The following is a 15634-nucleotide window of genomic DNA, read 5'->3' on the forward strand; positions in this document are numbered from 1 at the left end:
GGAGAAGGGCAGGAAGAGGAGGGGGAGCTCCCGCCCCGGCCGCGCGTGCGGGCGGGCACGGCGCCGGGGCGGGAGCGGTCGGCTACTTCTGGATGCCGGCGCGCTGGATGGCGGCGGCGGTGAAGGTGATCTGCGCGGCGGCGTTCTCGTAGTCGTTGTCGGCCGCGGTGGGCAGCACGAGCTCGATCAGCGTGTTCAGCGAGACGTCGCCGGCGTCCGACGGGAAGGTGCCGGTCGCCGTGGGGGTGAGGCCGAAGTTCGCCGGCGTGAAGTTCGCGGCGTTGGCGACTCCGCCGATGGTCGACAGCTTGCCGCTGCCGGTCGTCGTCGTGGTCCCGGCGCAGGTGTACGGGCCGTTCACCGCGGGGGCGGTCGCGGCGGTCGTCCACGCCACGGTGCAGGTCAGCAGGCGGTAGTCGAGGCCGTCGGTGCCGGTGACGAGCGACTCGCCGGGGCCGGCGAGCAGCGGGTCGTCGGTGCCCGTGGTCTCCGAGGTGACGTCCTGGTAGAAGCGCACGGTGGAGACGAGGTCGCCGTCGTTGGTCGCGTTCGGGAGCACGAGGGTCAGCGGGCGCTGGATCGTGTCGCCGGGCGCGATGTCGGTGACGGTGAAGCCGCCGGTGACGTTGATGTCGGTCTGGCCGGCGTCGACGTTGCCGACCGCGGTGCCGGAGTCGGTGAAGACGGCGAAGGCGCCGGCGCCGGCGAGGGCGCCCGCGGCGAGGAGGACACCGCCGGTGAGGGCGATCCTCTTCCAGGGGGCGCGCTTGCGGGAGTCGTTCTCGGTGTGGGCTGTGGCGGTCATGACGGTTCCTTTCAGATGGGTGCCCGGTGCGGGCCTGGTCTCCCTCACGCGGGCGTGTGCAGGACGGGTGGGAGGGTTCGTGGGGCGAGGCGGCCGCGGCATCAGCAGCCCCTCGCGGTGGTGACGGCCGGCTGCGCGACGGCGGTCGAGGGGGCCGACGCGACGCCGAGCCAGCGCTGCAGGTCGGGTCGGACCCGCCACTGGTAGCTGCGGCCCTCGCCGAGTCGGTCGTCGGTGAAGGAGGTGGCGCTCGCCGCGGGCGTCGCGACGACGGTCCAGGCGCCGGGCGTCGCTCCGGCCAGGCGGCGCTCGAGGGTCCAGCCGGTGGCGCCGGGTGCGGCGGACCAGCTCACGAGCGTGCTCGGGCGGTTCGCGGTGCAGCTCGCGACGGGGGTGGCGACGACGGAGGAGCGGGTCCAGGCGCCGAGGCCGATCGCTCCGCTGGTCGTGTCGGTGTCGGTGAAGCCGCGGGGGACCAGCGGTGCCGGATCGACGAAGACCGTGATCGTGCTGCTCGCGGTGAGTGCGCCGTCGCTCGCGGTGTAGGCGATCGGCACGGTGCCGGTGAAGGCCGCCGCCGGCGTGTACGTGCAGGTCGCGCCCGTGCAGGAGAATGTGCCGCTGCTCGCGGTGCCGACGGCGCTCAGGGTCAGCGTCGTGCCCGCGTCCTCGTCGGTGTCGTTCGCGAGCGGCGAGACGGTGACGGCGGGGCCGCCCGCGGTCGCGACGGCGCGGTCCGGGCGGGCGATCGGCGCGTGGTTGAGCGCGGTCACGGTGATCGTGACGCGGACGTTCCAGGTGCCGTAGGTGCCCGAGAGCGCGTAGTCGAAGACGTCGGTGCCGACGAAGGCGGCGATCGGGCGGTAGGTGCACTGCCCGCGGGTGGCGCCGCTGTCGACGCAGCTGACCGAGCCGGAGACCGGGGTCGCGGGGGCGGGGGTGGCGGCGCCTCCGACGACCTTGGGGGTCGCCGAGAGCTGAGCCCGGGAGAAGGTCGCGCCGGTCGCCGCGGCGCCGTCGTTGGCGAGCACGTCGACGACGACCGAGCCGCCCTGGACGACCGTCGCCGCGTCAGGCAGCGGGTCGGGGATCACCGAGATCGTGACGGAGGCGGTGCGGGTGATCGCGGAGCCGGTCGGCGGTGTCGCGGTGGCGGTCGCGGTGTTCGAGATCGTGCCGGCCGTCACGTCCGCCGCGGTGGTCGTATAGGTGGCGGTCGCGCTGACGACCTGGCCGGGCGTGAGCCGGCCGGCGGTGCCGGGCCAGCTGAAGGTCAGCGCCGAGAGGCCGGACTTCGGGTCGGTGATCCCGACGCTGGTGAGGGTCGTGTTGCCGGTGTTGGTGGCGCGGAAGGTGTACGTGACGACGGTGCCCGCGGTGCTGATGAAGGCGGGGTTGGCGGTCTTGGTGAAGGCGAGGTCGGCGGCCCGGGTGAGCGTGATCGTCCGGGTGGCGGTGCTGGTGACGGCGGCGCCGGTGGGCGGGGTGCCCGTCGCGGTGGCGGTGTTGACGACCGAGCCGGCGTCGACGTCGGCCTGGGTCAGCGGGTAGCTGGCGGTCGCGGTGACCTGCTGGCCGATGCCGAGCTGGCCGGCGGTGCCGGGCCAGGCTCCGTAGACCACGGTGACCTTGGGGTCGGCGATCGCGACGGACGTCAGCGGCACGTTGCCGGTGTTCACGAGGGTGAAGGAGTAGGTGATCGTCGAGCCGACCGCGGCGGCGCCGTTGAGCGCGCCGTTCTTGGTGAGCGTCAGGGCCGGCGCGTAGCGGATGGGCGTGGTGGTGCTCGAGCTCGCCGTGACCGTCGTGGGGCTCGCCGCGAGGGTGCGGCCGGTGACCGTGGCCGTGTTGGGGATCGCGGTGCCGCTGTTGATGTCGGCCTGGGTCACGGTGTACGCGGCGGAGGTGAAGACGGCCTGCGCGGTGGGGGCGATCGTCGCGGTCGCCGGGGTGATCGAGGCGACCTTCGTGTCGGTGACGGCGACGTTCTGCAGCGTGACGTTGCCGGTGTTGGTGGCGCGGAAGGTGTAGACGATCTGCTCGCCGACGTCGGCCTGCAGATTGCCGTTGGTGTCGGTGAGGGCGCCGGACTTGACCAGGGTGATGACGGGGGCGGGCGTGCTGATCGGGGCGGTGACGGTCGCAGTGCGGCTCGTGACGGTGACGGTCGTCTGGCCCGGAGTCGTCTTGGTGGCCGAGGCCGTCGCCGTGTTGACGAGGTTCCCGGCGACCGCCTCCGCCGCGGTGACGGTATGGCTGCCGGTGCAGATCACCGACGCGAGTGGGGCGAGGGTGGTCGTCGGGCAGGTGACGGTCGGCACCTTCGGGTCGGAGACGGCGACACCGCTGAGCGTGCCGGTGACCGAGCCGTTCGTGACGACGAACTGGTAGGGGATGACCGAGCCCTCGTTGTAGGCGGCGGGCTGGGTCGTGGTGCGGTCGATCTGCTTCACGAGCGAGATGTCGTCGAGGTCGTTGATGGAGGAGACCGAGACGTTGCGGATCAGGTGGGTGTCGCTCGATCCGCCGGTCGACGCGGTGAAGCCGAGCTTGTAAGTGGAGGGGGCGGCGGTGGTCATCGTGAACTGCAGCGCCTGGGTGAGCGAGGCGGCGGCCATGCCGGCGGTGGCGCCGTAGTAGACGGTGACCACCGGGAACGCGGCCGACGAGACGGTGACGCGGATGGTGCGTCCGGCGCCGGTGCCGGGAGCGCTCGTGTCGCTGAGGTTGACGGTCGGGCGGAGGGAGGCGAGCGTTCCGGGCGGGGCGGTGCCCGCGATGTAGCAGTAGCCGGTCTTGCCCTGCCCGGGTCCGCGGGCGACGATGCGGTTGGCGGTCGTGCCCGGAGGAGTGGGCGGGGTGGCGCAGCCCGCGCCGAGACCGCCGCCGGTGCTGGAGAAGTTGCCGAAGACGTCGAGGCCGATGCCGAGGTAGCCGCCGTTCACGCCGTCGACGGTCGTGGACTGGCCGTAGCCGAGCGAGCCGCCGGGAGCGCCCGCAGCGGTGAGGCTGCGCGAGCCGTCGGTGAGGAAGAAGCCGATGCCGTCGGCGCCCTGCAGGCCGAGCGCCGCCTGGTACTGGTACTGGTCGAACTGGACGTCGAGGCCGCCGGTCGCGGGGATCGGGCGGTTGAAGACCGCGCCGCCTTTGGCGTTGGTGCGGGTGTCGGTGAGCTGCAGGAAGCCGGGGGTGGTCGCGGCGGCGGGAGCCTGCGTGCGGTTGGCGCAGACGCCGAGGGTCGAGGTGCCGGCGGGCGGCGCCGTCGTGGCGCGGGTGATGCAGGCGCTGTCGAGGGCCTGCCAGGCGGGGTCGACGACGCTCGCGCCGCCGAAGCCCTCCTGGAGCAGGACGGTGGCGGCCTCCGCGCGCGGGGCGGGCAGGACGACGAGGACGGCGGCGAGCAGGACGAGGATCAGCGTCAGGGCGAGTGGGCGCGGTGCTGCCGAGGTCGGGGTCTGCGGAGTGGGGTGACGGTGGCGGGCGAGCGCGCGCACTTCCGTCATGATCCGATCCCTCCGGGCTGCTCCAGCGGGCGGTCCGGGTGGAGCAGGCATCAAGATACGTTTCGGGTCGACGCGTCTTGACCCCCGGACTGGGCACTCGCAGGTCCAATCCAGTGACGTGCTCTCAGGCGGCGTGCAGGGTGCGCTCAGCGGCGAGTGGTCACCGATGGCGACGCGCGGCGGCGGCGGCGCGCGGGCTGGGCGGCGGGCGCGCTGCGGGCGGGCGCGAGTGGTGGCGTCGGACCGCGGGATCAGCGAGTCGTCGCGGTCAGCGCGGGGGAGCGGCGGCGGGCGAGCCGCCACCGCGGGCGGCGGACGAGGCGGTGGTGTGCCGGGGTGGAGCGGTGATCGCAAGCCCCGGCACTGGCGGCGATGGGCGGACGACTGGCGCGACGGCGCGGTCGGCCCGGGCGGGGCGCGCGCCGCGCGTCCGTCATCCTGCGCCGATACAGGGTCTCGATACGCGCTGCGCGCTACTCGACCAGCATGTCTGCGCGCACTTCATGCTGATCGAGTAGCCCGCGCAGCGGGCGTATCGAGATCCACCCCCTGCAACCGCCGTGTGCCTACCCGCGCCGCCGGATGCGCCACGGCAGCGCCAGCCAGATGCCGGCGATGAGGACCGCCGTGATCGACGCCATCGTGATCGCGAGCGGCCGCGTCGTGACGACGTCGAAGATCAGCAGCACGGTCCCCACGAGGACCAGCGCCACCGCCATCAGCGTCAGCCGCAGCAGGACGTCGGCCGCGCGCACCAGCGTCCGCTTCGCCCGGCGGCGGAACAGCTCGCGGTGCAGGCTGACCGGCGCCAGCCCGAGCAGGGTCGCGAGCACCGAGCCGCTGATCAGCACCAGGTAGACGTCGGTCTGGAAGAGGTCGAGGTCCTCGAAGCGCTGCTGGAAGGCGATCGCCAGCAGGAACCCGGTGAGGATCTGCGTCCCGGTCTGGATGACCCGCAGCTCCTGCAGGATCTCGCTCCAGTTGCGGTCGAGCCGCTCGTTCTCGGTCTCGTCGCGGCCGTCGCCGGGCAGGTCGTCGCGCGGATCGGCGGCGGGGTCCGGCTGCGGATCCGGGCGCGGGTCGGCGGAGGTGGGCGGCACCGTCCCATTGTGCCCGGCGACGTCCGTTCACCCCGCGTTCGCCCGAGCGCGGCCCTCCGCACCGGCGGGACGGGCGCCGGCGAGGCACCCTGGTCGCATGACGAGGCGGTGGTGGCTCCCCCTGGCGGCGGTCGCCGCGACCGGTCTCGCGGTCGGCGTGAGCAGCGACGGCACGCAGTCGGACGGCGTCGACATGGTGCAGGTCACCGCCCCGGAGAGCGAGCAGGCCGCCATCGAGGCGGCGCTGCGCGAGTCGGGGCTGTCCATCGCGGACCTGCCGGTGCGATTCCTGCCCGAGTCCTGAGCGCGGATCCCTCCGCGCTGCCCCGCTACAGGTGCAGCAGGCTCCAGTCGATGATGACGGCGAGCGCGGTGAACAGCGCCGCGACCGCCCCGACCGCCTTGCCGGCCCGGTCGAGGTCGCTGCGGGGGCCGGGCCGCATGTCCGCGACGACGCGCAGCAGCGCCCCGAGCAGCGCGATCACGGTGACGGCCAGTATCCAGACCTTCAGCGAGACGTGCGAGTCGACGTCGAGCAGGGTGAGGGTCACCACCGGCACGAGCACGGCGAGGACCGACACGACGACCAGCAGGACGCCGCGCCGCGTGAGGTCGGTGGGGCCGTAGGAGCCCTGGCTCAGCCAGGCGCGGAGCGGGCGGCGGGCTGCTGCCTCGACCTCGGCCTCGGCTCCGTCGGTCCCGGTCTCGGCCTCGGTCGCGGCGGAGGCCTGGGGTGCGCTCGTGCTCACGGGCGGGCTCCTGAAGTGGATGCGGGAGTGGCGCTGCCGCGGACGCAGAGGGGATCGGTCGAGTCTGACGCCGCCCGGCCGCCGGCGGAAGAGCCGCTTGCGGACGTGTCCGGAACCGGACAGGGGGTCGACTCCGGCTCAGGCGCTGGTCACGGCCGGAACGCTGGCGAGGTACTCCTCCGAGGCGACCTCGGTCCGGAACTCGAGGATCTCGACGGCGTGCGCCTTGAGAACGCCGAGTACTTCGTCGGGGGTGACGTAGAAGAACTCCCGCCGGAGATTCACGCGATTGACGCGCTTCTCCGAGAAGGTCTGGTGGAGCATCGTCTCGATCCCGACCGCGTCGTCGGCGAAGAACAGCGCGTGGACATCGAATCGGAAAGGCACGGAGGCATCGCCGAGCTCGTTCACCCGGTCCATGGGCTCGAGGCGTCTGGTCATCCCGATCTTCACCATGCGGTCACCGAACGCGCCCCTGTTCGAGATGACGTAGACGTATCCCGCGCGGATGTTCGCAGCGCGGTAATCCACGTCGTGCAGTGCTCGATCGACATCGGCGATCCGGGCGCGGAGCCTCTCAGCACCCTCCAGATCCCCGTTCGCCTCCAGTGCGAGGAGAGTAGCCGTGTAGTGCGCCTTCTCCTTGTCGAGCCGCTCGTGCTCGCGTGCCAATTCCTGCTCCGCCTTCCGCTGCTCGCGGAGTTCCTCCCGCCGAGCGCGTTCCATCTCCTTCTCCCGCTGCAGCGCCTGGAGATGCTGATTGGCCAGCTGGATCTCCGTGAGCCTCAAGTGGTGGTACTCGGGATCGATGGTGAGAGCGATCATCGATCCTTGACGCTCGATCATCTCCGCGGCCTTGCTCAGTCTCGCCTGGGCCACCGCGAGGTTGCCCGCGCGGACCGTCTTCACGCAGTTCTCCGCCTCCGCGTTGTAGGCCCGCAGGAGGATCTTCGTCATGTCGCTGACGAAGCGCTTCCCCTGGGCCTGGGAGTTGTTGAAGGTGAAGCCGCTCGCCGCCCGCGCGGCGTTCTTGTCGCGGATCGCCGTCTTGATCCGGGAGCGGACCACTTCGAGTCGCGTCGCAAGATCTGCCGAAGCCTCCGCAGGGTGCTCGTAGTCGTAGAGTCCGAGCTCCTGGATGTCGATCGTCTGCCGGACGCCGATGATCTGGTCCGCCAATTCCTCGAACTCCCGGCGCCGACGGGCGACGTGCGTCTCGATCTCCTCGAGGACCGTGCGAGACGCGGCTGCGCGCGTCTCCTCCTGAGCTGCGCGCATCGCGACATCGCTCTGCCAGCGCGCCTGCTCCTCGGCGATCTCGGCACGCCGACGGATCTTCTCCGCGTCGAGCTCCGTCAGCTCGAGCAACCCGTACCGCTCCTGGGCGCGCTCCAGTTCGGCGACGCGCGCCGCGAGCTCCTTCGCCGCCTTCCGCGCTCCGAAGAACGGGATGTCGGGAGTGCTCTCCGCCGCTGCCCCGGCGGTCGACTCGCTCCGGCTCTGCACCGCGTTCTGCTCGGCCTGCCGGTTCTCGCGCCGAGAGGTGGACGGCTGAGCCGCCGTCGCTTCGGCAGGTGCGACGGGATGGGTGTGCTCCGTCCAGGCGGTGCCGTCCCAATAGCGGAGAAGTGACGGGTCGGCGGGGTCGGGATACCAGCTGGCGGCGGCGGTCATAGGTCTGAGCGTAAAGGGATGGAATGGTATGTCCGATGCCTGCGCGACTATCTGGTCATGCCCGGATCACTCCATTCCCACATCGTCGAAGGATCGCGACTCCGAGTGGATGTGATCTCGGATCAGGGAGCGACGCTCTTCTTGGTCGGCGACTACACCGATCTCGAGCCGAGTGTCGAGAGCGGCGGTGTTCTCGAGAGCAATACCGCGCTCCGCAGCAACATGTGGGCCTTTGCGAAGACTTGGCACGCGGCCCGGACGGCGTCGAATCTGGACGCACTCGGCATCGCCGATCCTGCGGAGCAGAAGGCCGCCCTGAAGATGCTCGAGATCGAGCGGAAGACCGCGGAGAAGCGCGCGGACGAGTACGCGAAGACGGCCCAGTGGATCGCCGACGTCGCGGACGACGTCTCGCTCCTCACGGTGGAGCGCGGCTGGTGCTCGTCCTGCTTCTTCCGCACGGAGCACCGGAAGTCGAATCGACCCGCTGGCCAGCTCCCGGTCTACGTCTGCCAGGGCTGCGGCTCTCCGACCCTCCCGTGCATGGCTCCGGGCTGCGACAACATGGCGGTCCGGGATCGCGGTGCCCTCCGCGTCCCGCAGTTCTGCGCGGAGCACAAGCGCGAGATCCCGGGCTTCGAGAAGGCCCAGGGCTCCTTCGGGGAGCTTCACGACTACGAGGACTTCCTCAAGTACGAGAAGCCGGACCTCGATGCGATCTCGAAGATCGCTGTCGGCAGTGTCGTCGCTCTCGGCGTCGCCGCTCCGCTCGCTCTCGTCGCCGCGCCCGCCATCGGCGGAGCGCTGGGCTCACTCGGAGTGTTCGGCGGCCTGTCCGGCGCCGCGGCGAGCTCGCACGGCCTGGCTCTGCTGGGCGGGGGCACACTCGCCGCCGGCGGGCTGGGGATGGCCGGTGGCACCGCGGTCGTCACCGCGGTCGGTGCGGCGGTCGGCGGCGCGCTGGGCGCGTCCGTCTCGAACGCCTACCTCCGTGAGGACAAGTCGTTCCGGATCGAGCTGCTCCGGCCCGGCAGGGGCGGAGTGCCGGTGATCGTCGCGAACGGGTTCCTCACCGACGGCAAGAGCGAGAAGTGGGGTGGCTGGAAGTCGATCGTCGATGCGCGCTACCCGGACTCGCCCGTCTACCGGATTCATTGGGGCTCTAAGGAGCTCGACGACCTCAGCGACCTCCTTGCGGGCGTGGTCGGCAAAGTCAGCGGGCTCGGGCTCGTCAAGGCTGCCGCAGCGATCGGCACCAAAGCCGGCGCGAAGTTCCTGGGGAACGTCGTCGGTCCGGCGTTCATCGCCGCTGATCTCCTCAAGAACCCTTGGCATGTCGCGAAGAGCCGGGCGGACAAGACCGGTGTCATCGTCGGGGATCTCCTGGCCCGGACCGACGCCGAGTCCTACGTGCTCATCGGGCACAGCCTCGGAGCGCGGATGATGGTCGTCGCCGCCGAGGCTCTCGGCACCAAGCCCGGCGGGCCGCGGATCGAAGCCGCGCACCTGCTCGGCGCCGCCATCGGCGCGAAGAGCAACTGGGACTCCTTGACCGCCGCCGTGGACGAGGCGGTCTACTGCTACCACTCGCTCAACGATGCCGTACTGAAGTACGTCTACCGGACCGCACAGGGCGGCGAGACGGCCGCAGGGCTCGTCGGCTTCAGCCCGGTGTCGAGCAAGCTGCAGAACATCGACGTCTCCGACGCCGTCAAGACGCACTTCGACTACCAGGACGAGGTCCGCCTCCGCGCCGACAAGTGATCGACTCGCCCAAGAAGGCTCGTTCTCCGGGTGGGGAACGAGCCTTCTCGGGCGAGTGAGCGGCCGGGTGAGCGGCTGGCGGCTAGCGGCAGGCCGTCAGGCTCGCCACTCCGTCGGAGAGGGTGCCGGTCCCGCCGAGCAGCACGACGCTGGTGGCGCCGAGGCTCTTGATGTCGTCGAGGACGGGCTGGGGGACGCAGTCGGGCTTCACCGTGTAGAGCGGGTTGCGGGTGAAGCCGGCGGCGGCCGCTCCGGAGAGGGCGTCGGGGAACTTCTCGCCGGTGGCGAGGTAGACCGTCGACGCGGCGGTGAAGGCGGCGCGGTTCAGCTGGACCGAGGTGTCGTAGCGGTCGACGCCGCCGATGCGGATCGGCGTGATGCGGAACGAGTTCTCGATGCCGGTGCTGACCGAGAGCGGGTCGCCCGCGATGGTCAGCTTCTTGACGCCGAGGCCCTGCACCAGGGAGCGGGTGGTGTCGTCGACGGCGCTGAGTCCGCCGTTCACCAGGAGGACGGGCGCCCGGACCGAGCCGGCCGCGGCAGCCGCGGCGAGGGCGTCGGGGAACTTCTCACCGGTGGCGAGCCAGGCCTGCGAGGAGCCCTTCGGGAACGCGGCTTCGACGAGCTTCGCCGCGGTGTCGTAGCGGTCGACGCCGCCGATGCGCTGGACCTCGCCGGTCTTCGCGTAGGCGGCGAGCTCGGTCACGAGGCGGTCGCTGACGCTCAGGTTCGAGCCGACGACGACGATCTTGCTCGGCTTGAGGCGGCGCAGCTCGTCGCGGACCGGCTGCGACATCGAGTCCTGGTCGACCAGCAGCAGCGGGCCATTCTGCTTCGCGGCGGCGGGTGCCGCGGCGAGAGCATCGGGGAAGTTGCCGCCGGTGGCGATGAAGACGACCGGCACGTTCGCCTTGAACGTCGCGGCCGAGACCTTCGCGGCAGTGTCCTGACGGTCGACGCCGGCGATGCGGGTGACGACCACGGGGCCACCGGGCGTGGGAGTGGCGGTCGGCGTGGCGGTCGGGGTCGCCGTGGGCGTGGCGGTGGGGGTCGCGGTCGGAGTCGCCGTCGGCGTGGCCGTCGGCGTGGCGGTCGGCGTGGCCGTCGGCGTGCCGGTGGCGGTCGGGGTCGGCGCGGGCGTCGACCCGTCGTCGCAGGACGCGGCGGTGACGTCGTAGGTGTACTGCACGTTGGCCGAGCTGCCGGCCCAGACCACGAGGCGGTCGCCCGTCTTGACGGGCACCGGGGCGAAGGCGAACGGGCCGCCGGTCGCCGGGACGGTCGTCTGGGTGGCGGTCGTGCCGTTGACGGCCAGTCCGAGGTTCGTGGCCCCCGTGCCGGCGACCGGGCCGCCGGTGTCGCCGGCGACGACGGCGCTGACCGGGGCGCCGTCGGTGCAGGTGACGTCCGTCGAGGCGGTGGGGGCGGCGGCCGCGCTGAGGGCGGGCGTGAGGCCGACGGTGCCGGCGATCACCGCGGCGGCGATCAGGGCGACCCGTGAGCGGCGCGGGGCCCTCACAGTGCCACCACCGCGGCGGTCGGCGTGCAGGAGAGGTGGAGCGATGACGACATCGTGTCGCCTTTCTCGAGAGGGCGGATCGGGCCGCTCCGGTCCCTCGTCGCGGTCCCTCCTCCCTCGCGGCCGCGGCGTCGCGGGCGGGGTGTCGGGGTCGACAGGGGAACGGATCGGTGCTCGAAAGCTAGCGAGACGGCCACCGCCTCGGCAATGGGCACCGGCAGAGGGTCCCCCTGTCGGGGGGCGTCAGGCCCTCACTCGATCCACCCCCCGCCCCTCACCCCTGCCCTGCCGCGAAGCGCCGCACCACGGGCCGCTCCACCACGCTCACCAGCGCGTACAGCGCGACGGCGACCGCGACGACGACCACCGTCTCCGACCACAGCGCGCTGAAGCGCGAGGCCGCGTAGTCGCGGACGAGCATGCTGCCGAGGCCCTCACCGGTCGCGAGCCACTCCGCCAGCGTCGCACCGGCGAACGCGCCCGGCACCGCGATCCGAGCCGAGGCGAAGATCGCGGGCAGGGCGTAGAGCAGGCGGACCTTGCGGGTCACCATCGCGGTCGAGCCGCCCATCGAGACGACGAGGTCGCAGGCGAGGACCGGCGCGGCGCGCAGGGCGGCCGCGACGCTCACCAGCGTCGGGAAGAAGGTCACCAGCGAGACGATCACCGTCACGCCGAGCAGCCCGCGCCCGAAGACGAGGGCGAGCAGCGGGGTCATCGCGACCAGCGGGATCGACCGCATCACCACGGCGGCCGGCAGCACCGTGCGCTCGACCCAGCGCGACAGCACGATCCCCACCGCGACGAGGCAGGCGAGCGCGGTGCCGATGGCGTAGCCGACCCCGGCGTCGCGGAGCGTGATCGCCAGGCCGTCGAGGATGAGCCCGCGATTCTCGGCGGCGTCGGGAGCCGCGAAGAGGTGGGTCAGCACGTCCAGCGGCGTCTTCGCGAAGTACGGCGAGAGGTCGAACGCCAGGATCGCGCCCCACCAGACCGCGACGACCACGGCGATCGAGCCGAGCAGCCCGAGGAGCGCCGTGACGGCGCTCCGGCCGCCGCGCAGTCCCGACGCGGTCGCGATGCTCTGGCCGACCGCGGTCGAGACGTCGCGCGAGACCCACGGAGTGGCGGCGCGTCCGATCAGTCCCGCCGCGAAGTAGACGAGCCCGGCCAGCGCCGACATCGTCAGTGCGACCGCCCAGGTCCGCGGCACCTGGAACGACGACTGCGCCTGCACGAGCATCACGCCGAGGCCGCGGGAGGCGCCGAGGTACTCGCCGAGGATGGTGCCGAGGATCGCGGCGGGCGCGGCGATCTGCAGGCCGGCGAAGAGGCCGGGGAGCATCGCCGTCAGCCGCGCCTTCCGCAGGACCACGCGGTCCGAGCCGCCCATCGAGCGGACGAGGTCGACCGTCGCGCCGTTCACCGAGCGCAGGCCCAGCAGGCAGGACACGAGGGTGGTGAACAGCACCGACAGCCCGGCCAGGATCTACTTGGGCATGTCGCCCGGGAAGACCACGACCAGGATCGGCGTGATCGCCACCAGCGGCACGCAGAAGCTCATCACGGCGATCCGGAGCAGCACCCGCTCGGTCCACGGGACCTGGACGAACAGGATCGCGGCGAGCACGGCGACCGCGTTGCCGACGACGTAGCCGATGCCCGCGTTCGCGAGGGTCGCGCCGACGTTCATCGGCAGCACGGACAGGTCGTCGACGAACGCGCCCACCACGGCCCACGGCGTCGGGACGACGCGCAGGGGAGCGGCGACGAGCGCGACGAGCCACCACAGCGCGATCAGCCCGAGGATCGGGACCACGCGGCCGACGACACCGCGCGGCCGACGGCGGATCAGCACGGCGCTGGTGCGGGTGCTCGGCTGCTCCGGCGGGGCGAGCGCCGTCACCGCGGCACTCCCGCCGCGATCGTCTCGCCGAACAGTCCGCGGGAGAGCCGGTCGCAGTAGGCGTGGAACTCCGGCGTCTGCTGCAGCTCCGCGGTGCGCGGGCGCGGCAGGTCGATGTCGACGATCTCGACGATCCGGCCCGGTCGCGCCGCCATCAGCACGACACGGTCGGCCAGGAACACGGCCTCGCTGATGCTGTGGGTGACGAGCAGCGTCGTGGTCGCGCGCTCGGTCCAGATCCGCTGCAGCTCCAGGTTCAGCCGGTGCCGGGTGACCTCGTCGAGGGCGCCGAACGGCTCGTCGAGCAGCAGCGCGTCCGGCTCCATGGCCAGCGCGCGGGCGAGGGACACCCGCTGGCGCATGCCGCCCGAGAGCTGCGCGGGCTTGGCCTTCTCGAAGCCGGTCAGGCCGACCAGCTCGATCAGCGCGGCGATCGCGGCGCGGTCGGTGCGCCGCCCCGACACCTCGTAGGCGAGCGCGATGTTGGACGCGGCGCTGCGCCAGGGCAGCAGCGCCGAGTCCTGGAACGCCACTCCGACGCGGTGGTCGATCCGGGCGCGCTCCGGGTCGGCGCCGTGCAGCTGCGCGACGCCCCCGCTCACGCCCTCGAGACCGGCGAAGATCCGCAGGAGCGTCGACTTGCCGCAGCCCGAGGGCCCCAGGAGGGCGGTGAACTCGCCCTCCCGGGTCTCCAGGTCGACGCCGTCGAGCGCGCGCACCGTGCCGCGGCCGACGTCGAACTCCTTGACGACGCCCGCGGCGGAGAGGCCGAGGGTCACGCCTTCCACTCCCCGGCGGCGCGGAGGCGGAGGATCTCGTCCTTCAGCGCGCTGTCGCGGCCCGCGACCTCGTTGACCAGCTCGGAGCCGCCGCCGTCGCCCCAGAAGTCGTCGACCGAGCGGCCGGCGAGCTGGCCGCGCCGGGTGTGCACGTCGAGCGCGTACTCCGGGATCTCGAACGGCTTCTCGGACGCGTTGATGAGGTGCATGGTCAGGTTCGCGAGCTCGTCCGAGGTGCGGTCCTTGGTGCGCTCGGAGAGGAAGCGGATCGCGTGGGTCGCGAACAGCCAGCGGTCGCCGAACGAGCGGTCGAGGCGCTGGTGCATCAGGTAGAGGCTGTTGACGACGACGGGCTCGGAGTAGCTGCCGTCGCCGACGTCCTCGCAGGAGACGACGTTGAGGCGGGCCCACATCATCTCCTCGAGGTCGGCGCTGGACTCGAACATCTCGCGGCCGACGAGCAGCGCGAGCTGGGTGTCGCCGCGGCGGATCGACTTCTGCAGGGTCGAGATGAGCTCGTCGGCGGGGTAGCCGCGGACGGAGGTGACGCGGGTCCAGGGGTCTTCGGAGAAGTGCACGGGCATGGGAGGTCTCGCTTTCAGGAGGAGCGTGTCGGTGGAGAAGGGTGGGCGCGGCGTCAGCCGGCGTGGATCTCGTCGAGGATCGAGGTGTCGAAGAGCGAGTCGAGGTCGCCCTCGACGCCCTGGCCCTCGAGGGTCGCGATGTTCGCGGCGATGCCCTCGGGGCTCATCGTGAGGAGGCCGTTCTGCTCGGTCTCGGCGGTCTGCACGAGCGGGACGAACGCCTCCGCGGCGAGCTTCTGCTGCTCGAGGTCGAGGTTCTGGCTCTTGCCGGGTCCGTCGACGACGTAGGCGGCCGCGTCGTCGGGGTCGGCGAGCGCGGTGGTCCAGCCGGCGATGGTGCCCTCGACGACGGCCTTCACGGCGGCGCGCTGCGTCTCGTCGGCGAGCGCCTCCTCCGTGGTGAAGAGCACGTTGCCCCAGGCCTCGTAGCCGTAGTCGCTGAGAGGGAAGGCGACGGTGTCGATGCCCTGCAGCTCGAGGGTGACCGGCTGGTTGTTGAGGAAGGAGACGAACGCGTCGCAGTCGCCCGCGACGAGCGGCGACGGGTCGAAGTCGGCCGTCACGTACTCGACGTCCGAGGGCTCGATGTCGTTGGCGGTGAGGATGCCGTCCATGATCGAGACGCCCGAGGTCTGGATGCACAGGCGCGAGCCGACCAGGTCGTCGAGCGTGTTCACGGGCGACGAGGCGAGCGACATGATGCTCATCGGGTTGACCTGGAGGGTCGCGCCGACGATGACCAGCGGCGCGCCCTCGTTGCGGGCGCGGGCGACGACGTCGGCCGAGGAGAGGCCGACGAGCGCCTTGCCGCTGGCGACCAGCGGCTCGACGGTCGTGCTCGGGCCGCCGGGCGTGATCGTGATGGCGACGCCGGCGTCGGCGTAGTCGCCGTCGCGCTCGCCGATGAACGGGCCCATGTTCTCGACGTTGGCGATCCAGCCCAGCTGGAGGGTGGCGGCCTGGGTGCCGCCGCCCTCGGACGCGGAGCTGTCGGAGCCGGCGCAGCCGGCGAGGAGGCCGACGGTGCAGGCGCCGGCGAGGAGGGCGAGGGCGGCGCGGGGAGCGCGGCGGAGCAGGGGTGCGGGCATGACGACCTTCACGGGGAGGGGAGCGCGGAGCGCTCGAGAGGAGGTGCGGGCGCGCTGGAGGCGTCCGCGACGGACCGCGGCAGGGCGCGGTCGGGAGCGCGCACGACGGAGCCGTCGGTGCGCGGAGGAGGGGTGGTGCCGGCTCAGCCCGCGGCGGGCGCGC

The 15634-nt window shown here is 72.2% G+C and carries 13 protein-coding genes and 1 pseudogene; 2 read left to right on the forward strand and 12 right to left on the reverse strand.

Annotated features, from left to right (window positions below):
• Positions 1-82: 82 nt before the first annotated feature.
• From EDF45_RS00840 to EDF45_RS00850, 3 genes are all read right to left on the reverse strand, one after another.
• Positions 83-805 carry a TasA family protein gene (locus EDF45_RS00840; protein ID WP_123734605.1) on the reverse strand — a complete coding sequence of 241 codons (723 nt, stop codon included), beginning with the start codon at positions 803-805 and terminating at the stop codon, positions 83-85.
• A 101-nt stretch (positions 806-906) separates the two neighbouring features.
• The gene (locus EDF45_RS00845; protein WP_123734606.1) at positions 907-4308 is read right to left on the reverse strand and encodes an Ig-like domain-containing protein; all 3402 of its coding nucleotides are present in this window, start codon (positions 4306-4308) and stop codon (positions 907-909) included.
• A 566-nt stretch (positions 4309-4874) separates the two neighbouring features.
• Positions 4875-5408: a DUF6328 family protein gene (locus EDF45_RS00850; protein WP_260303504.1), complete on the reverse strand. Its 534-nt coding sequence runs from the start codon at positions 5406-5408 to the stop codon at positions 4875-4877.
• A gap of 97 nt (positions 5409-5505) precedes the next feature.
• On the opposite strand from EDF45_RS00850, the gene EDF45_RS00855 reads away from it, so the two are divergent.
• Positions 5506-5712, forward strand: a complete 207-nt coding sequence (locus EDF45_RS00855; protein ID WP_123734607.1) for a hypothetical protein — start codon at positions 5506-5508, stop codon at positions 5710-5712.
• A 25-nt stretch (positions 5713-5737) separates the two neighbouring features.
• Here EDF45_RS00855 and EDF45_RS00860 read toward each other — a convergent pair whose 3' ends face one another.
• The 3 genes and pseudogenes from EDF45_RS00860 to EDF45_RS21665 form a co-directional block, all read right to left on the reverse strand.
• Entirely contained in the window at positions 5738-6157 is a 420-nt protein-coding gene (locus EDF45_RS00860; protein ID WP_123734608.1) for a hypothetical protein, read from the reverse strand.
• A 138-nt stretch (positions 6158-6295) separates the two neighbouring features.
• Positions 6296-7435, reverse strand: coding sequence for a DUF4041 domain-containing protein (locus EDF45_RS00865; protein ID WP_260311934.1), 1140 nt, complete (start codon positions 7433-7435; stop codon positions 6296-6298).
• 297 nt (positions 7436-7732) lie between these two features.
• A pseudogene (locus tag EDF45_RS21665) lies at positions 7733-7831 on the reverse strand (DUF2510 domain-containing protein); the annotation flags it as partial.
• A 105-nt stretch (positions 7832-7936) separates the two neighbouring features.
• Here EDF45_RS21665 and EDF45_RS00870 point away from each other — a divergent pair.
• Positions 7937-9595 carry a TMCO4 family protein gene (locus EDF45_RS00870; RefSeq protein ID WP_260311724.1) on the forward strand — a complete coding sequence of 553 codons (1659 nt, stop codon included), beginning with the start codon at positions 7937-7939 and terminating at the stop codon, positions 9593-9595.
• Between the two features lie 82 nt (positions 9596-9677).
• Here EDF45_RS00870 and EDF45_RS00875 read toward each other — a convergent pair whose 3' ends face one another.
• The 6 genes from EDF45_RS00875 to EDF45_RS00900 form a co-directional block, all read right to left on the reverse strand.
• Positions 9678-11114 (reverse strand): cell wall-binding repeat-containing protein, encoded by a 1437-nt coding sequence (locus EDF45_RS00875; RefSeq protein ID WP_123734610.1) that lies wholly within the window; start codon positions 11112-11114, stop codon positions 9678-9680.
• Between the two features lie 274 nt (positions 11115-11388).
• Positions 11389-12603 carry an ABC transporter permease subunit gene (locus EDF45_RS00880; RefSeq protein ID WP_311316334.1) on the reverse strand — a complete coding sequence of 405 codons (1215 nt, stop codon included), beginning with the start codon at positions 12601-12603 and terminating at the stop codon, positions 11389-11391.
• The gene (locus tag EDF45_RS00885) at positions 12604-13020 is read right to left on the reverse strand and encodes a hypothetical protein (protein ID WP_123734612.1); all 417 of its coding nucleotides are present in this window, start codon (positions 13018-13020) and stop codon (positions 12604-12606) included. It lies immediately after the preceding gene.
• Positions 13017-13799, reverse strand: a complete 783-nt coding sequence (locus EDF45_RS00890) for an ABC transporter ATP-binding protein (protein ID WP_243581452.1) — start codon at positions 13797-13799, stop codon at positions 13017-13019. The genes EDF45_RS00885 and EDF45_RS00890 overlap by 4 nt, the downstream gene beginning before the upstream one ends.
• Positions 13796-14383 (reverse strand): AAA family ATPase, encoded by a 588-nt coding sequence (locus EDF45_RS00895; protein ID WP_123444462.1) that lies wholly within the window; start codon positions 14381-14383, stop codon positions 13796-13798. Before EDF45_RS00895 ends, EDF45_RS00890 begins: the two co-directional genes overlap by 4 nt.
• 53 nt (positions 14384-14436) lie before the next feature.
• Positions 14437-15471, reverse strand: coding sequence for an ABC transporter substrate-binding protein (locus tag EDF45_RS00900; RefSeq protein ID WP_148060199.1), 1035 nt, complete (start codon positions 15469-15471; stop codon positions 14437-14439).
• Between the last annotated feature and the right edge of the window lie 163 nt (positions 15472-15634).

The organism is Rathayibacter sp. PhB186, from assembly GCF_003751825.1.
In the GTDB taxonomy this organism is placed as follows: domain Bacteria; phylum Actinomycetota; class Actinomycetes; order Actinomycetales; family Microbacteriaceae; genus Rathayibacter; species Rathayibacter festucae.

Bases quoted from the DNA above. Each gene is read 5' to 3' on its own strand.
- EDF45_RS00840 (WP_123734605.1), bottom strand. From the start codon at position 805: ATGACCGCCACAGCCCACACCGAGAACGACTCCCGCAAGCGCGCCCCC.
- EDF45_RS00845 (WP_123734606.1), bottom strand. From the start codon at position 4,308: ATGACGGAAGTGCGCGCGCTCGCCCGCCACCGTCACCCCACTCCGCAG.
- EDF45_RS00855 (WP_123734607.1), top strand. From the start codon at position 5,506: ATGACGAGGCGGTGGTGGCTCCCCCTGGCGGCGGTCGCCGCGACCGGT.
- EDF45_RS00865 (WP_260311934.1), bottom strand. From the start codon at position 7,435: ATGCGCGCAGCTCAGGAGGAGACGCGCGCAGCCGCGTCTCGCACGGTC.
- EDF45_RS00895 (WP_123444462.1), bottom strand. From the start codon at position 14,383: ATGCCCGTGCACTTCTCCGAAGACCCCTGGACCCGCGTCACCTCCGTC.
- EDF45_RS00900 (WP_148060199.1), bottom strand. From the start codon at position 15,471: ATGCCCGCACCCCTGCTCCGCCGCGCTCCCCGCGCCGCCCTCGCCCTC.